Source organism: Kribbella yunnanensis (genome assembly GCF_039529655.1).
GTDB lineage: Bacteria > Actinomycetota > Actinomycetes > Propionibacteriales > Kribbellaceae > Kribbella > Kribbella yunnanensis.
The window spans coordinates 835,852-856,884 of sequence record NZ_BAAANF010000017.1; the positions used below are offsets into that span (position 1 = coordinate 835,852).

The following is a 21,033-nucleotide window of genomic DNA, read 5'->3' on the forward strand; positions in this document are numbered from 1 at the left end:
CTTCATCCGGCGAGCGCGGCGGCGAGGGAGGCTGCCGCGATGCCGGGGAGGTGGCCGTGCAGGAGATCGATGCGGTGCTGCAGGCGTGGCGTTGTGAGCGGCACGGTGGTGGCCGTCGGCGCCAGGGCAGCCGGCAGTACGGCGAGGCCGTGGCCGGCGGCGACCAGGTCCAGAAGTGTGGTGAGGTCGCTGCCGGTGTAGGTGAGAGCCGGGCGGAAGCCGTCGGAGTCGGTGGCCGCGCGGAGGGCCGCGAGGGGTGCGGCGACGTCCGGGGCGTCGATCCAGCGGGCGTCGACCAAGTCGTGCAAAGCGATCCGGCGCCGTTTGGCCAATGGGTGATCGTTGGCCAGGGCAACGACCAGGGCGTCGTGCGCTACCGCGCTGGTGCGCAGCGTGCCGGCATCGACGAGCAGGAGCGGGTCGGTCGGCGCAGCCACGCCGTCGATCAGGCCCAGATGGTATTCGCCGACTGCCACGCCGTGGGCGACTTCGGCGCGACCACAGACCGTGAGCGTGACCACGGTTCCAGGGTGCGATCGTCGTACGGCGGTGAGAGCCGTGGCGAGGCGGCCACCGACGGCTGCCAGCGGTGAGGCGGCGATCGTTAGCGTTCCGGGCGGATCGCCGACCGCGCGGTGGACGTCAGCTCGGGCGGCGGCGAGGCGGAGCAGGATCGCACCGGCGTGTTCGAGCAGGCGCTCACCGGCGGGCGTCGGAGTCACCGGTCGTCGGTGCAAGAGCGGCGTACCGAGGTCGGACTCCAGTACGGCGATGTGCTGCGACACGGCCGATTGGGTGTAGCCGAGCCGGTCCGCGGCGGCGGAGAACGAGCCAAGCTCGGCCACTGTGACGAAGGTGCGCAGCAGATGCGGATCCACGAGATAAGTATCGCTGATACTCGGTGCAGAGATCATCGTTGGCGCTGATGCGGCCATCTGCCACACCATGAATCCATGAACGCTTACTCAGCACGCATCGCCCTCGTAGGCGACCGCTCTCCACATGTCCGGTCACACACCAGAGTGCCCGGTCTGCTCGATCGGCTGCGCGAACGCGACAGCCTCGATCTCGACGTCTACTGGGTGCCGACCGGCGAGGTCGACGCGTCGCTCAAGGGCTTCGACGGGATCTGGTTGCTGCCGGGCAGCCCGTACCGCGACGAGGCCGGAGCGATCCAGGCGGTCCAGATCGCACGCGAGAACGGGATCGCATTCTTCGGGACCTGTGGTGGTTTCCAGCACGCGATGCTGGAATTCGCCCGCAACGTCTGCGGCCAGACCGCAGTACAGCACGGCGAGAACCACCCGGAGGCCGAAGACCAGCTGATCGTCGAGCTGGCCTGCTCACTCGTCGGCCACGAGGGCGTGATCCACATAACGCCGGGGACGCGGGCGGCCGCCGTACTGGGTGTTGAGCGGTCGACCGAGCGCTACCACTGTGCCTATGGCCTCGACAGCAGCCGGTTGGACGTGCTGCGCGAGCAGGGCATGGTCTTCAGCGCGTACGACGACGAGGGTGATCCGCGGATCGCGGAGCTGCCCGAGCACCCGTTCTACCTGGCCACGTTGTTCCAGCCGGAGCTGGCGGGCGATGGCACTCGACCACATGCACTGATCGAGGCCTTCGCCCGCGCAGCCTGCACCAATTAGAGCGACGGACGGGGAGAGAGACCTGCTGCCAAGTAGGCCTCGTCGATCAGCTGCATGGTTGCCACAGCGTCGTCGGCGTCGGTCGGCAGCGGGGCGCCAGTGCGGAGGTGGGCGGCGAACGCCTCCAGTTGGTACGCGTACGACGACTTGCGGCCGAGGTGCTCGACCCAGTGGTCTTCCTTCGTGGTAACGATGACGCGGTCGTCGTTGTGCGGCAGCACGAAGCTTGGTGCGAACGCCTCACCACGAGTGCCGACGATCTTGCAGCTGAAGTCGAGAGTCTCCGCGCCCATGCTGGTCCGCACTGCACCAGTAGCGCCGTTCGGGAACTCCAGGTCGGCGTTCAGCCACTCGTCCACACCAGGCAGCCGCTTGCGCTCACCAGCGCGGGCGCTGACCAGACGCGGCGCACCGCCGGCCCAGGGCGCCACAGAGCGCTGTGCGTGCAGGGCGTAGCAGCCCACGTCCATCAGTGCGCCGCCGGCCAGCGGCAGGGACCAGCGCGGGTCGTCCTCCGGCGGCGGAGGCATCACCATGGTGGTTTCCACATGCTGCAGGTCGCCGAGCTCACCTTTGGCGAGCAGTTCGTGCAGCCGGCGGGTCACCGGGTGGAAGAGGTAGTGAAAGCCTTCCATGACTGCCACACCGCGCTCCGCGGCAGCGTCGCGCACCAACGCTGCCTCGGTTGCGTTGCTGGCCGAGGGTTTCTCCGTCAGCACATGTTTGCCGGCGGCAATCGCCTTGAGGTTCCAGGGGCCGTGCAACGCATTCGCGAGCGGGTTGTAGATCGCCTCGACCTCCGGGTCGGCGAGCACGGCGTCGTACGACGCATGCACGCGTTCGACGCCGTGTTCCGCCGCGAACGCTTCGGCGCGGTCCCGGTCCCGCGCGGCGACGGCGACCAGCCGGGCGCCGGTCAGCCGGGCCGGTTCGGCGATCGCGCGCCCCGCGATCCGGGCCGCACCAAGGATCCCGATACGCAACGGTTCCATGCTTGTCCTCATCTCACCTGAAGCCAGCGCAGCCCCCGAGTGGGCCGGCGGATGATCCAGAAGGCGACATCCTCGCGTATACAAAGCCTCGGCAGATATCCCCGGACCGCTATCCGGACCCGATTCCGGGCACGTTCACCCGCCGTTCACGATGCTGTGTGTGGCGATAGTTGAACGTTGGGTGATCGGAAAGGATCTGATCAAATCACCGCCCCGGGTCGACTGATCAGGGTGGAGGCTTCAGGATGTGCCCATGAGTACCGTGCAGGTCCAGGTTGATCGGAGCAGTCGGACGCCGTTGCATGTGCAGTTGGCACAGCAGCTCGAGGCGGCGATCCAAGGTGGCGAGCTCCCGGTCGGGTCCCGGCTGAGCAACGAGGTGGACCTCGCGGAGGCGTACGGGCTGAGCCGGCCCACGGTGCGGCAGGCGATCGCTCGCCTGGTCGACCAGGGCCTGCTGGTGCGCAAGCGTGGCGTCGGGACGCAGGTGGTCGGCAACTCCGGCCAGGTGCGCCGCTCGCTCGAGCTGACGAGCCTGTACGACGACCTGGCCGCAGCGCACCGCAAGCCGGAGACCGAGGTGCTGCGGCTCGGAATCGCGCCCGCGACCGCCGAGGTGGCGGCGGCGCTGCAGTGTGAGGTGGGCGACCGCGTGCTGCGTCTGGAGCGCCTACGCCGCGCAGACGGCGAGCCGCTCGCTCTGATGCGCAACTGGCTCCCGCCGGACCTCCTGGAGACCGACCCGACCACCTTGGCCGAGCGCGGGCTCTACCAGCTGCTGCGGGCCGAGGGCGTGCGGCTGAAGGTGGCTCACCAGACCATCTCCGCCGTACCGGCGTCTCCGGAGCAGGCCAGGCTGCTGGGCGAGGAGCCTGGGCACCCGCTACTGGCCACCACTCGGATCACGTACGACGACCACGGTCAGCCGGTCGAGTTCGGTTCGCACCTCTATCGCGCCAGCCGGTACTCCTTCGAGCACACCCTGATCCACCGCTGACATCAGTCGTTTGCAACAACGTGCAACTTTGTGGACGCGCAGGTGCGGCGCGGATACGCTCAGTGAGCCTCTGGCATGGCACGGTTATCCACAGGCCGCCGTGAGCAAGTGGCGCAGGGTGCCCCGAAGTTGAAAAGATGGTCGCGCACGGTGACCGCGGGGTCGCCGGACGGGACCAACGGGGAGACCGATGACAGCCGACAGACTTGCCGCGCGCCGGTCGGGCTGGGACGGTGCCGTCGAGCTCATCGACGCCCAGGTCCGCGATGTCGTGCGCCGCGAGGGGATCGACCCGCTCCGCGACCCGGGCGCGGTGAACGCGATCGTCGCCATCGTCGTCCGCGAGTACGACGAGCGCAGCCTGACCGGCGTGGTCCCGCCGATCGGCGACATCGAGGCGGTCAGTCGCGAGGTGCACGACCGGGTCGCCGGATTTGGTCCGCTGCAGCGGTATCTCGACGACCCCAAGGTCGAGGAGATCTGGATCAACGAGCCGAGCCGGGTCTTCATCGCCCGCGAGGGCCGGCACGAGCTCACCACGACGGTGCTGACCGAGGAAGAGGTCAGCGACCTGGTCGAGCGGATGCTGAAGACGACCGGGCGCCGGGTCGACGTCTCGCAGCCCTTCACCGACGCCCGGCTGCCTGACGGCAGCCGGGTCCACATCGTCCTCGGTGGCATCACCCAGCGCTTCGCAGCGATCAACATCAGGAAGTTCACGGTCCGCGCGACCCGGCTGAACGACCTGGTCCAGCTCGGGTCGCTGACTCCGCACGCGGCGGCCGTGCTGGACGCATCGGTGGCCTGCGGGCTCAACATCCTGGTCTCGGGCGGCACCCAGGCCGGCAAGACCACGATGCTGAACGCGCTGGCCGGGTCGATCCCGGGCAGCGAACGCGTGATCAGCTGCGAAGAGGTCTTCGAGATCAAGCTGCCGATCCCCGACTGGGTGTCGATGCAGACCCGGCAGGCCGGTCTCGAAGGGACTGGCGAGGTCCGGCTGCGCGACCTGGTCAAGGAGTCGCTGCGGATGCGACCGTCCCGGGTCATCGTCGGCGAGGTCCGAGGTGAGGAGTGCCTGGATCTCTTGCTGGCTTTGAACTCTGGATTGCCAGGCATGTGCACGATCCACGCGAACTCGGCGCGCGAAGCGCTCACCAAGATGTGCACGCTACCGCTGCTGGCTGGCGAGAACATCGGTTCGCGGTTCGTGCTGCCGACAGTGGCCGGCTGCGTCGACCTCGTCGTACACCTCGGGATCGCTGCGGACGGACGTCGTCGGGTGCGGGAGATTCTGGCGGTGAGCGGGCGGATCGAGGATCAGGCGATCGAGACCGAGACGCTGTTCGGCACGGTGGACGGGTTGTTGCGGCGGGCCGAAGGGCACCTGCCGCATCCCGAGCGGTTCCAGCACGCGGGGTACAACGTGGCCGGTCTGCTGACCGAGCTGCCGCGAGGTGCCGGCTGATGGGGCTTCTGCTCGGACTCTTCTTCGGTGTCGGTCTGTTGCTGATCATCGCAACATTCGTGGCGCCGGCCGAGGCCCGCGTTGCGCAGGACGGTCGCCTGGTGACGCGCAGCCGCGACCTGCTGGCCAGTGCCGGAGTCGAGGGCGTGACACCGGCTGCCTTCATCGGTGCGTGTCTGGTCACCGGACTGATCGGGCTCGTGGTGATGTTCGCGGTGTCCGGTGCTTGGCCGGTCGGTGTGGTGTTCGGTCTGATGGCTGGCGGTGCGCCCGTGGCGTTGGTGCGGAGTCGCGCCCGGCGACGGCTGGCCGAGTTCCGCGAGCTCTGGCCGGATGTCGTCGACAACATCGCGTCAGCGGTCCGGGCTGGGTTGTCACTGTCCGAGGCGCTGGCCCAGGTGGGCGAGCGCGGACCGCTGCCGTTGCGGGAGCCGTTCCGGCGGTTCGGTGCGGACTATGCCTCGACCGGCCGGTTCGCGGAGTCGCTGGACAGGTTGAAAGCCCGGCTGGCGGATCCCGTCGGTGACCGGGTCGTGGAGGCGTTGCGGATCGCGCGCGAGGTCGGCGGTGGCGATCTCGGTCGGCTGCTCCGATCCCTGTCGACGTTCCTGCGCGACGATGCCCGGACCAGGTCCGAGCTGGAGTCGCGGCAGTCCTGGTCGGTGAACGGCGCGCGCGTCGCGGTCGCGGCACCATGGCTCGTGCTGGCGATGCTGTCGTTCCAGGGCGATGTGATCCAGCGGTACAACTCACCAGTGGGTGCGATTGTCATCGGCGCCGGTGCGGTGATCTGCGTGCTGGCATACCGGTTGATGCTGCGAATCGGTCGACTGCCCGAGCCCGAGCGGGTGCTGCGATGACTCCGATCGTGCTCGGTGGTGTGCTCGGCGCCTTGTTCGGTGCCGGCCTGCTCATCGTCGTACGGCGCTTGCCGTTCCTGCGCCGACCAACGCCCGACGACCGCATCGCGCCGTACCTGCGGGATATCGACGGGTCCGAGGTGTTCCTCGGTGCCGTCGCGTCGAACTCGCCGTTCTACGCGATCCTCCGGCTGTTCGGCCCGTCGTTGCGTTCTGGCGCGCGACGGCTGGAGCGCGTCCTCGGCGGCGCGAACTCGATCCGCCGAAGACTCGCCCGCGCCGGGCTGGAGCGCACGGTCGAGGAGTTCCGCATCGAGCAACTCCTCTGGGGTACGGCGGCCTTCGGTGTCGGCCTGGTTGCGTCGTTGATCGCGGTGTCCCTCGGGATCGGAAACCCGGTCGGGATGCTGGTCGTCTGCGCGCTCTTGGGTGTGCTCGGAGTGCTTGCCCGAGACACCTATCTCGGCACGCAGGTCCGCAACCGTGAGCGCCGGTTGCTCGCGGAGCTGCCCACGGTGGCCGAGTTGTTGGCGCTGTCGGTCGCGGCAGGCGAAGGCCCAGCCGCAGCACTCGATCGCGTCGCTCGGTCCTGCCGAGGTGATCTCGCGGACGAACTCAAGCGGGTGCTGGCCGAGACTCGCGCCGGTGACACCCTGGTCAAGGCGCTGGATGCGCTGGCGGATCGGACCGGCCTGCTGGCCTTGTCACGGTTCGCCGACGGCTTGGCCGTCGCACTCGAGCGCGGTACACCGCTGGCCGACGTACTGCGTGCGCAGGCCGGCGATATTCGTGAGGCCGGTCGGCGTGAGCTGATCGAGTCCGGAGCCCGCCGTGAAGTCGCCATGATGGTCCCGGTGATCTTCCTGATCCTGCCGGTCACCATCGCATTTGCCTTCTACCCGGGGGCTGTCGGAATCCGGCTGATCGCCGGATGAATCGAGGAGAGGTCATGTCCCAACTGATGACGAGACTGTGCGTGGCGTTGCTGACGCCGCGGCCCGCGCGCAAGGAGCGCGGCGACGTCCCGGGCTGGGTGCTCATCACGGTGATGACGGCCGGTCTGGTCGTGGCGATCTGGGCGGTTGCCGGTCCGCAGCTGGCACAGATGCTGAAGAACGCTCTGGACTCCGTCTCCAACAAGTGACCCGGAGACGGAGCGACCGTGGGTCTGCGGTCGTGGACTTCGTGCTGGTCTCGATGCTGGTGGTGCCGTTGTTCCTCGGCATCCTCCAGGTCGGCCTTTATCTGTACGTGCGTAACACGGTGACAGCCGCGGCTTCGGAGGGCGCCCATTACGCGGCGGTCCTGAATCGGACACCGGCCGACGGCCAGGCGCGGACGCGCGAGCTGATTAGCGGCGTTGTGAACGATCGCCTGGTCGACTCCGTTGACGCGAGTGCGACTGATATCGACGGGCAGCCGGGTGTCGAGGTCGTCGTACGGGCGCATATGCCGGCGCTCGGGCTGTGGGGCCCGTCCGTCGACTTCAGCGTCGCCGGGCATGCGGTCAAGGAGACCGGCGAATGAAACAGCGGGACGAGCGTGGCAGTGCAGTCGTCGAGTTCTCCTGGCTCGCGCTCCTGCTGATGGTTCCGTTGATCTACGTGATGCTCGGAGTCTTCGACGTCCAGCGAGCCTCGTACGGCGCGACAGCGGCGACCCGTGCGGCCGGGCGCGCGTTCATCATCGTGCCGGACGGGCTGTCGGAGGACGAGGCTCGGGCACGGGCCTTCGAGGCGGCCCGATTGGCGATGAAGGACCAAGGCATGGAGCTGACCTCGGACCAGCTCACGATCAGTTGCAACCCGGCTTGTCTGCAACCAGGTTCGACGGTCACCGTCACGCTGAACACGAGCGTCCGGCTGCCGTTGATCCCCGATGCGCTCGGCGGCGAGCCGCCCGCGATTCAGATCAGCTCCGCGCACACCGAGCCGTACGGCGACTATCGCGAGGCGAAGGGCGACGGATGAGTCGCAGATCGCGTGACGACCAAGGCCAGATGACCGTGCTGATCATCGGCTTCACGTTCGTCATCCTGCTGATGATCGTGGTCGTCACCGACATCTCCAAGGTCTTCCTGGTACGGCGCGACCTGGACGCCACCGCCGACGGCGCCGTACTGGCCGCGGCCAACGGGCTGGCCGCGATCTACGCCCAGCCTGCCGCCGACGGCAACGCCGAGCTTGATCCCGACCAGGCTCGCCGACTGACCGCCGAGTACCTGGATCAAGTTGCCGCAAGCAACCGTTTCGACGGCCTCGACTGGTCGGCCGACGTCACCGGTACGACGGTCACCGTCCAACTGACGTCGTCGGTCGACCTGCCCTTCCAGCCACCCGGCTTCCCAGGTGCCGCGGACATCGCCACCGAGGCGTCAGCCGTCGTACCGATCCGCTGACCCTGCGTGGCTCAATCCCGCACCGTGTCTCGGCGCGATGGCATCAGGTAGAGAGCGAGCACGAGGATCATGGTGGCGACGGCGGCCAGGCCCACGGCGTGGTAGCCGTCGACGAAGGCGCTCTTGACCTGTCTGAGGAGAACGCTGTCGGTCTGTTCGAAGCCGTCGACCCAGGTGCCCTTCGCCGAGCCCGCGGTTGCGGACAGCCGGGCGCGATAGACGACCGTCGCGAGACTGCCGAGGATCACCAGGCCGGTCGCGATCCCGATCTCGTTGGCGGTCTGCGCCAGCGAGGCCGCCGAACCGGCTCGCTCCGGCGGCGCGTGCGAGATGATGTCGTTCATCAGGAACGGGAACGCGGCCCCGATCCCGGCGGTCGTCAGGATGCCGCCACAGGCCACCGCGAACAGACCGGATCGGCCCAGCGGAAGCAGCGCGAACGGCACGAAGCCGACAGCCATCAGCACCAGACCGCCCAGTACGACGTGCTTCGGCTGGTACCGGCGACCGAGCCAGGGGCCGAGGTTCGAGGCGACGATCATCGCGATGATCGACGGGATCGTCCACAGCGTCGCGGTCAACGGCGACAGGCCGTGGGCGGACTGCAGGTAGAAGCCGGCGAAGATCGACGTTCCGCCCATCAGGAGCGCGGTCAGGAACAGCACCCACATCGCTCGGGTCACGCCCGGCCGCCGGAGCAAGGACAGGTCGACCAACGGGTGCTCGAGAGTGTGCTGTCGGCGGACGAACACGGCGCCGAGAACGAGACCGACGATGCCCAGACTGACGATCTTCCACAGCTCAGTGCCGTTGACCGCCCACTTGAGCGCGGCGACGAGGCTGAGGATCGACACCAGGCACAGGGCGGCGCTGCGCAGATCCAGCCGGGTACCGGGCTGGGGCTGCGATTCCGGGAGCAGTCGGGGTGCGGCCAGCAGTGTCACCACCATCACCGGTACACCGAGCAGGAACACCGAACCCCACCACCAGTACTGCAGCATCACGCCGCCGATCAGCGGCGCCACTGCCATCCCGCCGAGGAAGCACGTCATATAGGCACCCATCGCCGAGACCTGGGCCTTCGGATCCGGGAAGATCTGCCCGATCAGCGCCATCGAGGCCGGCATGATCGCCGCACCCGCCAGCCCCATCACCGCACGGGTCACGATGATCATCCACGGGGCGGTCGAGAACGCCGCGACGGCCGACGCGACCGCGAACACGGCAGCACAGATCACGATCAGCCGACGCCGGCCGATCCGGTCACCGACCGCGCCCATCGTGATCATCGTGCCGCCGACCATGAACCCGTAGATGTCGTTCATCCACAGCAGCTCCGCCGGCGACGGCCGCAGATCGGCGGACATCCTGGGCAGCGCCACGCCGAGCACGCTGATGTCGATCGCGATCAGCAACGAGGGCAAGGCCAGCAAGGCCAGCGCGAGCCGTGGACTGCGCCGGAGCGTCGTGTCGGTGGTTGGCATGGTGGTTCCTCTCGGGTGGGCACGCTGCGGTTGCTCATCTCTCTGTCGAACCAGGTCCCCGGTTTTTGACAGCGGCCGGGGCGATATCTCAAGAATCTTCAGGCGGGCCGGTAGTGCGAGACCACGACCTGGCCGTCGAGAGCCGCGGTGTCGACGAGACGGAGGCCGCGGCGCTGGTTCGGGCGCGCGAACAGCGGCTTCCCACCGCCGAGCACCACGGGATGGGCGGCGATGTGGAACTCGTCGATCAGCCCGAGCTCGGCCAATGCCCCGGCGAGGGCCGAGCCGCCGGTGAGGAGGAGGTCGCCGCCCGGTGCGGCCTTGAGCGCTCCGACCTCCGCTGCCAGGTTGTCGCTGATGACCTGGCTCGTCCACTCGTCGCCCTGGTAGGTGTTCGAGAAGACGATCTTCGGCGTGGACCGCCAGAACGGCGCGAACTTCGCCACGTGCGGATCGTCGGTGATCGACTCGGCGGTCGGCCAGAAGCCGACCATCATCTCCCAGACGGGCCGGCCGAACAGGAGAGTGTCGACCCGCTGGTCGAGACCCTCCGAGTACGCCGACAGTTCGGGGCCCATCGTCGGCCAGTCGAACTCGCCGTTCGGGCCGTCCACGAACCCGTCGACCGAGGTGTGGACCCAGTAGATGACCTTGCGCATGATGCTCTCCTCAGGGTGTGTGCTCACCCCTCGGTCGGAGTCGGTCACGGCTTCTTGACATCGCTCGGCACTGTCTTTCGCATCTCGGCGGTACGGCGTGGGCACCATGGGTGAATGCAGATCGAGCTGAGCGGGCGACGGGCACTGGTTTCCGGATCGAGTCAGGGGATCGGGCTGGCGATTGCGACCGAACTGGCGCGGGCCGGAGCGGCAGTGGTGGTGAATGGGCGGACCGCCGACAAGACCGAGACTGCGGCCGAGCAGGTGCGGAACGCCGTACCGGGTGCTGAGGTCACTGCGGTTGCGGCGGATCTGGCGACGGGTGAAGGTGCTGAGCAGTTGCGAGCGGTCGTCCCGGAGTTGGACATCCTGGTGAACAACCTCGGGATCTTCGGGGCCAAGCCGGTGCTGGAGGTCGATGACGACGAGTGGCGGCGGTACTTCGAGGTGAACGTGCTGTCGGCGATCCGGCTGATCCGGATGTACCTGCCGGGGATGACCGAGCGTGGATTCGGGCGGGTGCTCAACGTCGCCAGCGACTCGGCCGTCGTGACGCCGGTCGAGATGGTGCATTACGGCGTGACGAAGACAGCGCTGTTGGCGGTGACCCGCGGCTACGCGAAGGCCGCGGCCGGCACCGGCGTGACGGTGAACTCGGTGATCGCCGGCCCGACGCACACGCCCGGTGTCGAGGACTTCGTGCATGAGTTGGTCGGCGACGATCAGGAGTGGGAGGACGCGCAGCGGCAGTTCATGAAGGAGCACCGCCCGTACTCCCTGATCCAGCGGCTGATCGAGCCGCAGGAGATCGGCAACCTGGTCGTCTACCTGAGCTCGGACCAGGCCTCGGCGACCACTGGCGGAGCGCTGCGCGTCGATGGTGGGTACGTCGATTCGATCCTCCCGTAAACCTCCGTGGCGGGTTTCCGACATGTCGTGGCGGTCCAGGGGAGTAGCGCCCTACGGTAAACGAAAGGTCGCTGCATATCTGGACGGGAGTCGCCATGAAACGACGGGTTGGCGTTGTGGTCGCGAGTGCTATCGCAGCTGGGCTCCTGTTCGGATCGGTCGCTCTGGTGGCTCAGGCCGGTGAGTCGTCCGTGCAAGCAGCCTGTACGGCGCCCGCTTGGGCTGAGGGAGTTGCCTACGCTGCCGGTGCCAAGGTGACCTACCAGAGCCGGACCTACCAGGCCCGGTCCGCGCACACCGCGCCACCCGGCTCCGGCTGGAACCCGGTCGCTGCGCCATCCCTCTGGCTCGACCTCGGCGCCTGTGACAGCACACCGCCCACCGATCCGCCGACCACGCCACCGACCCCGCCGCCTGGCGCGACCTGCGCGGTGAAGTCACGGCCGGCCGGCAAGGTCCTGCACGGCTACTGGGAGAACTGGGACGGCTCCTCGAACGGTGTCCACCCGCCCTTCGGCTGGACGCCGATCACCGACTCGCGCATGGGTCAGCACGGCTACAACGTGATCAACGCAGCCTTCCCGGTGATCCTTTCTGACGGGACGGTGAAGTGGGAGGACGGGATGGACGCGACCGTGAAGGTCGCCACCCCGGCCGAGATGTGCGCCGCGAAGGCAGCCGGTCAGACCATCCTGCTCTCGATCGGTGGCGCCACCGCCGGGATCGACCTCAGTTCGTCCGCTGTCGCCGACCGGTTCGTGGCGACCGTCGTACCGATCCTGAAGCAGTACAACTTCGACGGGATCGACATCGACATCGAGACCGGCCTCACCGGTAGCGGCAATATCAACCAACTCTCCACCTCGCAGGCGAACCTGATCCGGATCATCGACGGCGTGCTGGCGCAGATGCCGTCGAACTTCGGGCTGACGATGGCACCGGAGACGGCGTACGTGACCGGTGGCAGTGTCACGTATGGCTCGATCTGGGGTTCCTACCTCCCGATCATCAAGAAGTACGCCGACAACGGCCGGCTGTGGTGGCTGAACATGCAGTACTACAACGGCAGCATGTACGGCTGCTCGGGCGACTCGTACTCCGCCGGGACCGTGCAGGGCTTCGTCGCCCAGACCACGTGTCTGAACAACGGCCTGGTGATCCAGGGCGTCACCATCCGGGTCCCCTACGACAAGCAGGTCCCCGGACTACCTGCCCAGAGCGGCGCCGGCGGCGGCTACATGTCACCGTCCCTCGTCTCCCAGTCCTGGAACAGCTTCAACGGCCAACTCAAGGGCCTGATGACCTGGTCGATCAACTGGGACGGTTCGAAGAACTGGACCTTCGGCGACAACGTCAAGTCCCTCCAGGGTCGTTAGCCGAACAGACCTGGGTGGTCCGCCAGCCAGGTGGTGAAAGTACGAGCCGTGTGGCCGGTCAGTAGTTCGACGCCCGGCTCGACCGGCTGCGGTACGCCGACGCGCGAGGCCCAGTAGGCCAGGAGGGTCTCGCGCTGGCCCTCGTCTCGCATCTGCATCTCGGCTCGGGCCTGGTCGGGGGTGAGGTCGACGGCCTCGATCGGTACGCCGGTGACCTCGGTGACCAGGGCGATCTGGTGTCGCCGGGTCATCGAGACGGGACCGGTGAGCGGGTAGCCGCGGTCGTCGTGACCATTCCCCGGTCCGTCGAGCAAAACCCGCAGTACGGCGTCTGCGATGTCCTGCTCGTGGATCGGCGCCTCCTCGGCGTCGAGGTAGGGAAGCCGGATCTGGCCGGTCGCGCGTGCCTGGTAGGCCCAGAACTTGGCGTTGCTCATGAAGGCGCCGGGTTGCATCCGGGTGGTCGCGTAGCCACCGGAGGAGATGACGTGCTCGGTCTTCGCATGCGGGTCTTCGGGGCCGCCGGCCGCGGACATCGACGAGAGCAGGACGACCTGTTTGACCCCGGCGGCGTCGGCAGCGGCCACGAACGCCGGTGCGGACTCCGGGTCGGAGTACAGGAAGACCTGGCTGACGCCTTCGAGAGCGGGAGCCGGGTCAGCTGGGTCGTACGCGACGGCGGCCGGGCCGAGGTCGGCGGGCTCGCGGCTGGCGATCCGGATGTCCTGGCCGGCATCGGTCAGGCCGGTCGCGACAGCGCGGGCGATCGCTCCGCGACCGCCGGTGACAAGAATAGTCATTGGATGAACTCCAAAGATGTAGTCGCTACAAGATTGGGTTCAGTAAATCAGGATGCTCTACCGTTGTCCAATGGAGCTCGGGCGGCGGGAACGCAAGAAACAGCAGACGAAGGCGGCGATCTCGAAGGTCGCGACCGAGCTGTTCCTCGAGCGTGGGTTCGATGCGGTCACCGTGGCGGAGGTCGCCCAGGCCGCGGATGTCGCTGTCCAGACGGTGTTCAACCACTTCGCGACGAAGGAAGATCTCCTCTTCGACGAGGAGGGCTGGTGGGTCGGCCCGGCGCGCGCGGTCCACGAATCCACCGATGACCCACTCGACGTGCTCGAGGCGCACTATCTGGCCACGGCCCGGGAGCGGCTCGCGGTCGGGCATCTCGCGACCTGGAAGCAGTTCGTCCGGACGATCGAGATGAGCCCGTCGCTGCTCGCGCGACGTCGCCTGTACTCCGATGAGCTGGTGAGGTTCCTGGCCAGAGCGCTCGACGACCGATCGGACGACCGGCTGCGCAACCGCCTGCTCGCCGCGCAGTACGGCGCGGCTCAGAACACACTGGAGGCCGAGCTGATGCGGATCCTTCCCGAGAATCCAACGGCCGAGCAGCTCGTGCAGGCGCAGCAGCAGTTGGAGCAGATGGTCGGCGAGGTGTTTGCGATCCTTCGAAACGGTTTAACGGCCACGCGGGGTTAGCGGGTACGCTGCATGGTTGTGGCTGGACTGGATTTTGACGCTGAGCTCAAGCAGCTCGACGCGACGCTGACCTCGATCGAGAAGGTGCTCGATCTCCCTGCCCTGCGCGCGGAGATCGCCGAGCTCGGCGAGGCGGTGGCCGCGCCGGACCTGTGGGACGACCAGGCGAACGCGCAGAAGGTGACGTCCCGGCTGTCCAGCCTGCAGGCCGATGTGGAGCGCGTCACCGGTCTCCGGTCGCGGGTCGAGGACCTCGGCGTCCTGATCGAGCTCGCCCGCGAGGAGAACGACCCGGACAGCATCGCCGAGGCGGAGAAGGAGCTCGGCTCGGTCGCCAAGGCGATCCAGTCGCTCGAGGTCCGCACGCTGCTCTCGGGTGAGTACGACGAGCGCGAGGCCCTCGTGACGATCCGCTCCGGCGCCGGTGGTGTCGATGCCGCGGACTTCGCCGAGATGCTGCAGCGGATGTACCTGCGCTGGGCCGAGCGGCACGGCTACGCGACCGAGGTCTACGACACGTCGTACGCCGAAGAGGCCGGGCTCAAGTCGACCACCTTCGCGGTCAAGGCGCCGTACGCGTATGGAACGCTGAGCGTGGAGTCCGGGACGCACCGGCTGGTCCGGATCTCGCCGTTCGACAACCAGGGCCGGCGGCAGACGTCGTTCGCCGCGGTCGAGGTCGTTCCGGTGCTGGAGCAGACCGACGAGATCGACGTACCGGACGAAGAGATCCGGGTCGACGTGTACCGGTCGTCCGGCCCGGGTGGTCAGAGCGTCAACACGACCGACTCCGCGGTCCGGCTCACGCACATCCCGACCGGCACCGTGGTCTCGTGTCAGAACGAGAAGTCCCAGCTGCAGAACAAGGCTTCGGCCATGGTCATCCTGAAGGCCAAGCTGCTCGCGCTGAAGAAGGCCGAGGAGCGGGCGCACCTGGATTCGCTGCGTGGTGACGTCCAGGGGTCGTGGGGCGACCAGATGCGGTCCTACGTCCTGCACCCGTACCAGATGGTGAAGGACCTGCGGACGCTGTTCGAGTCCGGGAACACCACGGGCGTCTTCGACGGTGAGATCGATGACTTCGTCGAGGCCGGCATCCGCTGGCGCCGTACCGGCCAGACGGTTGCCGACAACAACTGAGCTCCGCGCCGACTGCGGTAGCTGCTTCGGCCTCTGCTGTGTCGCGCTGACGTTCAGCAAGTCCGCCGACTTCGCCATCGACAAGCCGGCGGGCGAGCCCTGCCGAAATCTCGACGACGCTTTCCGCTGCCGGATTCACACCGACTTGCGGCCCAAGGGTTTCCAGGGCTGCACTGTCTATGACTGTTTCGGGGCTGGACAGGAGATCTCGCGGCGCGCCGGGAAGAGCTGGCGGGAGCAGTCGGGTGCCGAGATGTTCGCGGCGCTGCCGATCCTTCGTCAGCTGCATGAGCTGTTGTGGTACTTGACGGAAGCCCTTACCTATAAGGGAACTGAGCCGATCCACGCTGACCTCCGTACGGCGCTCGCCCGCGTCGAGCAAGTGAGCCGTACGACGGACCTCACCACCGTCGACGTGATGGCGGAACGCGCTGTCGTCAACGAGCTGCTGCTGAAAACCAGCAAGCTCGTTCGCGGCAAACAACCCAAGTCGAAGGAACGTCGAGGCGCCGACCTGATCGGCAAACGCCTCCGCAACGCCGACCTGCAGAACGCCAACCTCCGCGGCGCCTACCTGATAGCCGCCGACCTCACCAACGCCAACCTCCGCGGCGCAGACCTCATCGGCGCCGACCTCCGAGACACCAACCTCTCAGGCGCCGACCTCACGAACACCCTCTTCCTAACCCAGTCCCAACTGAACGCAGCCCAGGGCAACGCCCAAACCAAACTCCCAGCAGCCCTCACTCGTCCGTCCCACTGGTAGCCGGCCGCCGCCACACCAACCGCCACAAGCGATACCCGAGATCACCTCGGTAGGTTGACGATTGCGATGACCAGCCCGATGACGGCTGCCAGCAGGTAGAGCGTGCTGAGCAGCGCCGGGCCGACACGCCTAGCCGCAGCTCTACCCTCCACCGTCGGATCGTATGCGGACGCTAAGTCCCCCTGCACGCCGCGCCCAAAGACACGCCGCCCCACCCTTGTGAACGAGTGCCATCTTTGAGAACCCACCAGCCATTCCCCGCCCGGAAAAGTGGTTGGTGGGTTCCCAAAGATGGGGGTGGTGCACAAAGAGACGAGGGCTGCTCTTTGGGGGCGGGGTGCGGGGGCGGGGTGGGGTGAGGGGCTAGGCGCGGGTGGTGCGGAGTTGGTTGGTGATGGGGGCCATGAGGATGGCTGTGGCGGCTAGGGCTAGGGAGATTGTGGCTAGGGCGGTGCCGAAGTCCCAGGCGGTGGCTAGGGAGAGGAAGACGGTTCCTACGGTGGCGGCGCCTAGGGCTAGGCAGGTTTGTTGGCTGGTGAGGAGGATGCCGCTGCCTAGGCCTGCTTGGGCTGGTGGGACTTGGCTGACTACTACGCCGATCAGGGGGATCATGACGAAGCCGCCGCCGAAGCCGATGACGAGCATGGGGAGGGCGAGCTTGAGGACTGTTACGTCGGGCCAGAGGGCTAGGGCGGCGACTGCGAGTAGGACGTAGCCGCCTGCCTGGATGATCCAGCCGGTGACGACCATGGCGACGCCGTACCGGCGTTGGAGGGCTGGGCCCCAGATGCAGGTGATCAGGAAGCCGATGGCTAGGGGGAGCAGGCTCAGGCCGCCTTCTAGGGCAGTCATGTGGGCGCCGGCTTGGGTGGCTAGGGCGAAGGCGAACATGAAGCCGCCGAAGCTGGTGAAGAAGCCTACGGCCATCACGAGACCGATCCGCATCGCGCGGTGTTTAAGGACCGAAGGCGGAATCAGGGGAGCGTGGCCGGCTCGCTCGGCGTTGCGCTGGTGCAGGGCCAACAAACCCACAGCCGGTACGACGGCTGCCAGGCTGAGCCACGTCCACAAGGGCCAGTGGAGTGCGCGGCCCTCGGTGAGGGGGAGCAGGAGGAGTACCAGGGTGACTGCTAGTAGTGCGGCGCCGACGAGGTCGACTCGGTGTGCTTCAGCGGCCTTGGTGTCGGGGACGGATGCTGCGATGGCGATGAGGGCCAGCAGACCGCCCAGTGCGAGTACGACGAAGACCGAGCGCCAGCCGAGTCCGAAGGGGTTCGCGTCGACCAGGACGCCGCCGAGGATCTGACCGAGTGCGGCGGAGATGCCGTTGGCGACGCCGAAGAGGGCCATTCCGCGGGCGCGGTGCTCGCCGGTCATCAGGCTGGTGATCGAGGCCAGCACCTGCGGGGTGACAGCGGCGGCCGAGGCGCCTTGGATGATTCGAGCGATCAGCAGGACCGAGACCGACGGGGCGATGGCGCAGATCACGGACGCTACGACGAACCCGGTGAGGCCGCCCAGGAGCAGTCGGCGGCGGCCGAAGCCGTCGCCGAGGCGGCCGGCGACTACCAAGAGGGTGGCGACTGCGATGCCGTAGGCGCCGACGATGAGCTGGAGCTCACCGGCGCTGGCGTGCAGGTCGGTGCCGATCGCGGGCAGCGAGACGTTGATCATGAAGAACGAGAGCATCGGCAGCAGGGAGCCGAAGAGCAGTGAGGTGAGCGCCGCCGGTGCCAGCGAAGTCGCCGGCGGTCGGGTGGCGGTGAGCTGGTCAGTCATGGGTACCAGGTTGCGCGCGGCTGGATCCTGGTGGTGAGAGCCTGCTTATCCTGGTACTGACACCACCTGGCACCAGGTTGTGCGGCCGTGCACCATAAGACCATGACGGATGCACGGAGACGAGAGCTTGGCGTGTTCCTGCGCACCCGGCGCGAGCGGATCCAGCCCGAGGAAGTCGGGTTCGCTCCGGGACAGAGACGCCGTACGCCGGGATTGCGGCGCGAGGAGGTTGCGCTGCTCGCCGGGGTCGGGGTGACCTGGTACACCTGGCTCGAGCAGGGTCGCGACATCAACGTGTCCGCGCAGGTCCTGGAGGCGATCGCCGGGACGCTGCGACTGGACCGGTTGGAGCGCAACCACCTCTACACCCTGGCGGGACTGCGGTTCGGTCCGGCGCCGGAGTCCACGCTGCTGCCGCCGTCGATTCAGAAGACGCTCGACGCAGTCTCGCCGTACCCGGCAATCGTGATGAACGAGCGGTACGACATCCTCGCGTTCAACGACGCCTACTGCCAGGTGGTGCTGGACCTGCGGCAGATCCCGGTCGAGGAGCGCAACATGCTCTGGCTGAGTTTCGTCTCCGACGATTGGCACTGCATGTTCGTCGATGCGGAGACCACCAGCCTGCACATGGTCGCCGCCTACCGCGCTGCGCTGGCGAACCATCTCAACGAGCCGTCCTGGCAGGAGCTGACCCAGGGGCTGCTGGCCCGGTCGCCGAAGTTCGCGGCGATGTGGCAGCGGTACGACGTCGCTGCGCCGAGCGCTCAGGTCAAGATCCTCGACCATCCCGAGGCAGGGCTGTTGCGGGTGGACCCGGCGATCATGTGGCTGTCGCAGGCAAACCAGTCCCGGATGAACGTCTACACCGCCGCCGACGCGGAGACCGAGGCCAAACTGCAGGCACTGGTCACCGCGAAGGTCCCAGCCGGCCGCGGGGCGGTGCGGCCGGCTGGAGCTCGCGTGAGCCCGGGACAGAGCTCACGCGAGCAAGTGCTGAACTAGCGGTTGCGGATCCGTTCGCGGATCCACACGCCGGCCGGCTTCAGGACCGACGTACCGGTGAAGTTGCTCCCGGCGCAGGTGCCTTGCTTGAAGACGGCGCCGGACCGGAAGTCGTCGGAGAAGTTCCAGTTCGTCCAGCCGATCTGCCGGCTGTTCAGGAAGTCCAGGTACTTCTGCGACCAGGTGAAGTCGTTGCCGCCGTCACCGGTGTAGGTCTGGGTGCCGAACTCGGTGACGAAGATCGGGATCTTGCTCGAGGCTCGAGTCAGGGCGTCCAGATACTCCTGCTTGTGCGACGCGGCGTAGAAGTGGAACGTGTACATCAGGTTCGTCGCCCGGACCGGGTTGTTCACGACATCGGCCTCGGTACGGCCGTCGGAGACCCCGAGCGAGGCCCAGCCGTGGGTGCCGACGAAGATCACACCGTCGGCGTCCTTGGCCCGGATCACCGGCACCATCTGCTCGGCGTACGACTTGATGCCGGCCCAGCTGACGCCGTTGGGCTCGTTCGCGATGTCGTAGATGATGTTGTTCTTGCCCTTGTGCCGATCGGCGATCTCGGTGAAGAACGTCTTGGCCTTGGACAGGTTGGCGTTCGGGTCACCGGGGTCGAGCTGGTGCCAGTCGACGAGCGCGTACATGCCGCGCTTGGTGGCCTCTTCGATGTATCCGTGGACCATGTCGGTGAACTTGCGCGGGTTCGTCTCGTACCCGCCTTCCTGCACGTACATCGAGATGCGCAGGATGTCGGCCTTCCAGTCATAGGCCAGCGCGTCGAGGGACGCGGTCTTGATGCAGCTCGAGTACCACTGGATGCCGTGCGTGCTCATGCCGCGGAGCTGGACGGGCTGGTTGTTCTGGTTGCACAGCTTGACGCCACAGACGTGCAGCTGACCGTTCCGGGAGACCGGGGTGTCTGCTGCCGGAGCGGCGGTCGCGGGGGCGGTGGTCGGGACCAGAGCGGCTGCGGTCAGCAGCGCACCGGCCAGGAGGGCGCGAATCATGGAGGGGTTCCTCCTCAGTGGGGGCGGGGTTTTGTTGCTCAGAGATTGCGGTCGATCACCCGTGCGCGGATCCACACACCGGCTTCCTTCAACTTCGACGTACCGGTGAAGCTGTTCCCGGCGCAGGTGCCTTCCTTGAAGACGGCACCACTGCGTTCGTCGTCGGAGAAGTTCCAGTTGGTCCACCCGATCTGCTTGCTCTTCAGGAAGTCCAGGTACTTCTTCGACCAGGTGAAGTCGTTGGCGCCTTCACCCTCGTAGTTCTGGGTGCCGAACTCGGTGACGAACAGCGGGATCTTGGTGGACGCACGGGACAGGGCATTGAAGTTGTCCTCGTGGTGCGACGCGGCGTAGAAGTGGAACGTGTACATGATGTTCGTCGCGTTGATCTGATTGTTGACGACATCGGCCTCGGTGCGGTCCTCGGAGACGCCGAGTGACGACCAGGCGTGGGTGCCGACGAAGATCACGCTGTCGGAGTCCTTGGCCCGGATGGTCGGAATGACCTGCTCGGCATAGGACTTCACCTTCGCCCAGCTGACGCCGTTCGGCTCGTTGGCGATGTCGTAGATGATGTTGTTCTTGTTCTTGTGACGCTCCGCGATCTCGGCGAAGAACGTCTTGGCCTTGGCGGTGTAGATGTTCGGGTCGCCCGGGTCGAGCTGGTGCCAGTCGACCAGCGCGTACATCCCGCGCTTGGTGGCCTCTTCGATATAGCCGTGCACCATGTCGGTGAACTTGCGCGGATTCGTCTCGTAGCCGTCCTCCTGGGCGGCGACGTACATCGAGATGCGCAGGATGTCGGCCTTCCAGTCGAAGGCCAGTGCGTCGAGCGACGCGGTCTTGATACAGCTCGAGTACCACTGGATGCCGTGCGTGCTCATCCCGCGGAGCTGGACCGGCTGGTTGTTCTGATTGCACAGCTTCAGGCCGCAGACATGCAGCTGGCCGTTCCGCGATACTGGGGTGTCCGCTGCCGGTGCAGCGGTCGCCGGGATGGCGGGGACCAGAGCGCTTGCCACGAGCAGAGCGCCGGCCATGATGTAGCGCATCATCGAC

General features: G+C 67.2%; 23 protein-coding genes. 15 read left to right on the top strand and 8 right to left on the bottom strand.

All coding sequences use genetic code 11. The features are described from left to right. Positions 1-2 precede the first annotated feature (2 nt). Complete coding sequence (locus tag ABD231_RS27250) at positions 3-935, bottom strand: LysR family transcriptional regulator (RefSeq protein WP_344157962.1); 933 nt, start codon at positions 933-935, stop codon at positions 3-5. An 18-nt stretch (positions 936-953) separates the two neighbouring features. Here ABD231_RS27250 and ABD231_RS27255 point away from each other — a divergent pair, with 18 nt between their 5' ends. After that, complete coding sequence (locus tag ABD231_RS27255; RefSeq protein ID WP_344157965.1) at positions 954-1,649, top strand: CTP synthase C-terminal region-related (seleno)protein; 696 nt, start codon at positions 954-956, stop codon at positions 1,647-1,649. On the opposite strand, the gene ABD231_RS27260 is transcribed toward ABD231_RS27255, so the two are convergent. Further along, positions 1,646-2,641, bottom strand: a complete 996-nt coding sequence (locus ABD231_RS27260; protein ID WP_344157968.1) for a Gfo/Idh/MocA family protein — start codon at positions 2,639-2,641, stop codon at positions 1,646-1,648. The two genes, ABD231_RS27255 and ABD231_RS27260, sit on opposite strands and share 4 nt — an antisense overlap. Positions 2,642-2,894: 253 nt before the next feature. On the opposite strand from ABD231_RS27260, the gene ABD231_RS27265 reads away from it, so the two are divergent. The 8 genes from ABD231_RS27265 to ABD231_RS27300 all read left to right on the top strand — a co-directional run bounded on the left by ABD231_RS27265 (position 2,895) and on the right by ABD231_RS27300 (position 8,364). After that, on the top strand, positions 2,895-3,638 hold the full coding sequence (locus ABD231_RS27265) for a GntR family transcriptional regulator (protein WP_344157971.1): 744 nt from the start codon (positions 2,895-2,897) through the stop codon (positions 3,636-3,638). Between the two features lie 190 nt (positions 3,639-3,828). Continuing rightward, positions 3,829-5,106 carry a TadA family conjugal transfer-associated ATPase gene (locus ABD231_RS27270; RefSeq protein ID WP_344157974.1) on the top strand — a complete coding sequence of 426 codons (1,278 nt, stop codon included), beginning with the start codon at positions 3,829-3,831 and terminating at the stop codon, positions 5,104-5,106. Continuing rightward, positions 5,106-5,966 carry a type II secretion system F family protein gene (locus ABD231_RS27275; protein WP_344157977.1) on the top strand — a complete coding sequence of 287 codons (861 nt, stop codon included), beginning with the start codon at positions 5,106-5,108 and terminating at the stop codon, positions 5,964-5,966. Before ABD231_RS27270 ends, ABD231_RS27275 begins: the two co-directional genes overlap by 1 nt. Next, positions 5,963-6,901, top strand: a complete 939-nt coding sequence (locus ABD231_RS27280) for a type II secretion system F family protein (protein ID WP_344157980.1) — start codon at positions 5,963-5,965, stop codon at positions 6,899-6,901. The genes ABD231_RS27275 and ABD231_RS27280 overlap by 4 nt, the downstream gene beginning before the upstream one ends. A gap of 14 nt (positions 6,902-6,915) precedes the next feature. Next, positions 6,916-7,110, top strand: a complete 195-nt coding sequence (locus ABD231_RS27285) for a hypothetical protein (protein WP_344157983.1) — start codon at positions 6,916-6,918, stop codon at positions 7,108-7,110. A gap of 32 nt (positions 7,111-7,142) precedes the next feature. Continuing rightward, the gene (locus tag ABD231_RS27290) at positions 7,143-7,493 is read left to right on the top strand and encodes a TadE family protein (protein ID WP_344157986.1); all 351 of its coding nucleotides are present in this window, start codon (positions 7,143-7,145) and stop codon (positions 7,491-7,493) included. After that, positions 7,490-7,936, top strand: coding sequence for a TadE/TadG family type IV pilus assembly protein (locus tag ABD231_RS27295; RefSeq protein ID WP_344157989.1), 447 nt, complete (start codon positions 7,490-7,492; stop codon positions 7,934-7,936). Before ABD231_RS27290 ends, ABD231_RS27295 begins: the two co-directional genes overlap by 4 nt. After that, positions 7,933-8,364, top strand: coding sequence for a pilus assembly protein TadG-related protein (locus ABD231_RS27300; protein ID WP_344157992.1), 432 nt, complete (start codon positions 7,933-7,935; stop codon positions 8,362-8,364). The genes ABD231_RS27295 and ABD231_RS27300 overlap by 4 nt, the downstream gene beginning before the upstream one ends. 11 nt (positions 8,365-8,375) lie before the next feature. Here ABD231_RS27300 and ABD231_RS27305 read toward each other — a convergent pair whose 3' ends face one another. Together ABD231_RS27305 and ABD231_RS27310 are read right to left on the bottom strand one after the other, a co-directional pair. Continuing rightward, positions 8,376-9,848 carry an MFS transporter gene (locus tag ABD231_RS27305; RefSeq protein ID WP_344157995.1) on the bottom strand — a complete coding sequence of 491 codons (1,473 nt, stop codon included), beginning with the start codon at positions 9,846-9,848 and terminating at the stop codon, positions 8,376-8,378. Between the two features lie 98 nt (positions 9,849-9,946). Continuing rightward, positions 9,947-10,507 (bottom strand): dihydrofolate reductase family protein, encoded by a 561-nt coding sequence (locus ABD231_RS27310; protein ID WP_344157997.1) that lies wholly within the window; start codon positions 10,505-10,507, stop codon positions 9,947-9,949. Between the two features lie 114 nt (positions 10,508-10,621). Here ABD231_RS27310 and ABD231_RS27315 point away from each other — a divergent pair, with 114 nt between their 5' ends. Together ABD231_RS27315 and ABD231_RS27320 are read left to right on the top strand one after the other, a co-directional pair. Continuing rightward, positions 10,622-11,416, top strand: a complete 795-nt coding sequence (locus tag ABD231_RS27315) for an SDR family NAD(P)-dependent oxidoreductase (protein WP_344158000.1) — start codon at positions 10,622-10,624, stop codon at positions 11,414-11,416. Positions 11,417-11,511: 95 nt separating this feature from the next. Beyond that, positions 11,512-12,792, top strand: coding sequence for a glycosyl hydrolase family 18 protein (locus tag ABD231_RS27320; RefSeq protein WP_344158002.1), 1,281 nt, complete (start codon positions 11,512-11,514; stop codon positions 12,790-12,792). Here the strand turns inward: ABD231_RS27320 and ABD231_RS27325 are convergent. Further along, positions 12,789-13,592, bottom strand: a complete 804-nt coding sequence (locus tag ABD231_RS27325; protein WP_344158005.1) for a Rossmann-fold NAD(P)-binding domain-containing protein — start codon at positions 13,590-13,592, stop codon at positions 12,789-12,791. The genes ABD231_RS27320 and ABD231_RS27325 overlap by 4 nt on opposite strands. 70 nt (positions 13,593-13,662) lie before the next feature. Between ABD231_RS27325 and ABD231_RS27330 the strand changes: the two genes are divergently transcribed. From ABD231_RS27330 to ABD231_RS27340, 3 genes are read left to right on the top strand one after another with little or no spacing between them, the layout of a single operon-like run. Further along, positions 13,663-14,280, top strand: a complete 618-nt coding sequence (locus ABD231_RS27330; protein WP_344158008.1) for a TetR/AcrR family transcriptional regulator — start codon at positions 13,663-13,665, stop codon at positions 14,278-14,280. An 18-nt stretch (positions 14,281-14,298) separates the two neighbouring features. Then, entirely contained in the window at positions 14,299-15,420 is a 1,122-nt protein-coding gene (gene prfB, locus ABD231_RS27335; RefSeq protein ID WP_344158011.1) for a peptide chain release factor 2, read from the top strand. Continuing rightward, a complete protein-coding gene (locus ABD231_RS27340; protein WP_344158014.1) occupies positions 15,356-16,186 on the top strand; it encodes a pentapeptide repeat-containing protein in 831 nt (276 codons plus the stop codon). The genes prfB and ABD231_RS27340 overlap by 65 nt, the downstream gene beginning before the upstream one ends. A 363-nt stretch (positions 16,187-16,549) precedes the next feature. Here ABD231_RS27340 and ABD231_RS27345 read toward each other — a convergent pair whose 3' ends face one another. Beyond that, positions 16,550-17,965, bottom strand: a complete 1,416-nt coding sequence (locus ABD231_RS27345) for an MFS transporter (RefSeq protein ID WP_344158017.1) — start codon at positions 17,963-17,965, stop codon at positions 16,550-16,552. Positions 17,966-18,067: 102 nt separating this feature from the next. Between ABD231_RS27345 and ABD231_RS27350 the strand changes: the two genes are divergently transcribed. Further along, positions 18,068-18,970 (top strand): helix-turn-helix transcriptional regulator, encoded by a 903-nt coding sequence (locus ABD231_RS27350; RefSeq protein WP_344158020.1) that lies wholly within the window; start codon positions 18,068-18,070, stop codon positions 18,968-18,970. Here the strand turns inward: ABD231_RS27350 and ABD231_RS27355 are convergent. Together ABD231_RS27355 and ABD231_RS27360 are read right to left on the bottom strand one after the other, a co-directional pair. After that, positions 18,967-19,974, bottom strand: a complete 1,008-nt coding sequence (locus ABD231_RS27355; RefSeq protein ID WP_344158023.1) for a glycoside hydrolase family 5 protein — start codon at positions 19,972-19,974, stop codon at positions 18,967-18,969. The two genes, ABD231_RS27350 and ABD231_RS27355, sit on opposite strands and share 4 nt — an antisense overlap. A gap of 38 nt (positions 19,975-20,012) precedes the next feature. After that, positions 20,013-21,029, bottom strand: a complete 1,017-nt coding sequence (locus ABD231_RS27360) for a glycoside hydrolase family 5 protein (protein WP_344158026.1) — start codon at positions 21,027-21,029, stop codon at positions 20,013-20,015. Positions 21,030-21,033 lie beyond the last annotated feature (4 nt).

What these genes read in the sequence shown, in the direction of transcription:
- ABD231_RS27250 (WP_344157962.1), bottom strand. Translation starts at nt 935, where the DNA reads ATGGCCGCATCAGCGCCAACGATGATCTCTGCACCGAGTATCAGCGAT.
- ABD231_RS27255 (WP_344157965.1), top strand. Translation starts at nt 954, where the DNA reads ATGAACGCTTACTCAGCACGCATCGCCCTCGTAGGCGACCGCTCTCCA.
- ABD231_RS27260 (WP_344157968.1), bottom strand. Translation starts at nt 2,641, where the DNA reads ATGGAACCGTTGCGTATCGGGATCCTTGGTGCGGCCCGGATCGCGGGG.
- ABD231_RS27265 (WP_344157971.1), top strand. Translation starts at nt 2,895, where the DNA reads ATGAGTACCGTGCAGGTCCAGGTTGATCGGAGCAGTCGGACGCCGTTG.
- ABD231_RS27270 (WP_344157974.1), top strand. Translation starts at nt 3,829, where the DNA reads ATGACAGCCGACAGACTTGCCGCGCGCCGGTCGGGCTGGGACGGTGCC.
- ABD231_RS27275 (WP_344157977.1), top strand. Translation starts at nt 5,106, where the DNA reads ATGGGGCTTCTGCTCGGACTCTTCTTCGGTGTCGGTCTGTTGCTGATC.
- ABD231_RS27280 (WP_344157980.1), top strand. Translation starts at nt 5,963, where the DNA reads ATGACTCCGATCGTGCTCGGTGGTGTGCTCGGCGCCTTGTTCGGTGCC.
- ABD231_RS27285 (WP_344157983.1), top strand. Translation starts at nt 6,916, where the DNA reads ATGTCCCAACTGATGACGAGACTGTGCGTGGCGTTGCTGACGCCGCGG.
- ABD231_RS27295 (WP_344157989.1), top strand. Translation starts at nt 7,490, where the DNA reads ATGAAACAGCGGGACGAGCGTGGCAGTGCAGTCGTCGAGTTCTCCTGG.
- ABD231_RS27300 (WP_344157992.1), top strand. Translation starts at nt 7,933, where the DNA reads ATGAGTCGCAGATCGCGTGACGACCAAGGCCAGATGACCGTGCTGATC.
- ABD231_RS27305 (WP_344157995.1), bottom strand. Translation starts at nt 9,848, where the DNA reads ATGCCAACCACCGACACGACGCTCCGGCGCAGTCCACGGCTCGCGCTG.
- ABD231_RS27310 (WP_344157997.1), bottom strand. Translation starts at nt 10,507, where the DNA reads ATGCGCAAGGTCATCTACTGGGTCCACACCTCGGTCGACGGGTTCGTG.
- ABD231_RS27315 (WP_344158000.1), top strand. Translation starts at nt 10,622, where the DNA reads ATGCAGATCGAGCTGAGCGGGCGACGGGCACTGGTTTCCGGATCGAGT.
- ABD231_RS27320 (WP_344158002.1), top strand. Translation starts at nt 11,512, where the DNA reads ATGAAACGACGGGTTGGCGTTGTGGTCGCGAGTGCTATCGCAGCTGGG.
- ABD231_RS27325 (WP_344158005.1), bottom strand. Translation starts at nt 13,592, where the DNA reads ATGACTATTCTTGTCACCGGCGGTCGCGGAGCGATCGCCCGCGCTGTC.
- ABD231_RS27330 (WP_344158008.1), top strand. Translation starts at nt 13,663, where the DNA reads ATGGAGCTCGGGCGGCGGGAACGCAAGAAACAGCAGACGAAGGCGGCG.
- ABD231_RS27340 (WP_344158014.1), top strand. Translation starts at nt 15,356, where the DNA reads ATGACTTCGTCGAGGCCGGCATCCGCTGGCGCCGTACCGGCCAGACGG.
- ABD231_RS27345 (WP_344158017.1), bottom strand. Translation starts at nt 17,965, where the DNA reads ATGACTGACCAGCTCACCGCCACCCGACCGCCGGCGACTTCGCTGGCA.
- ABD231_RS27350 (WP_344158020.1), top strand. Translation starts at nt 18,068, where the DNA reads ATGACGGATGCACGGAGACGAGAGCTTGGCGTGTTCCTGCGCACCCGG.
- ABD231_RS27355 (WP_344158023.1), bottom strand. Translation starts at nt 19,974, where the DNA reads ATGATTCGCGCCCTCCTGGCCGGTGCGCTGCTGACCGCAGCCGCTCTG.
- ABD231_RS27360 (WP_344158026.1), bottom strand. Translation starts at nt 21,029, where the DNA reads ATGATGCGCTACATCATGGCCGGCGCTCTGCTCGTGGCAAGCGCTCTG.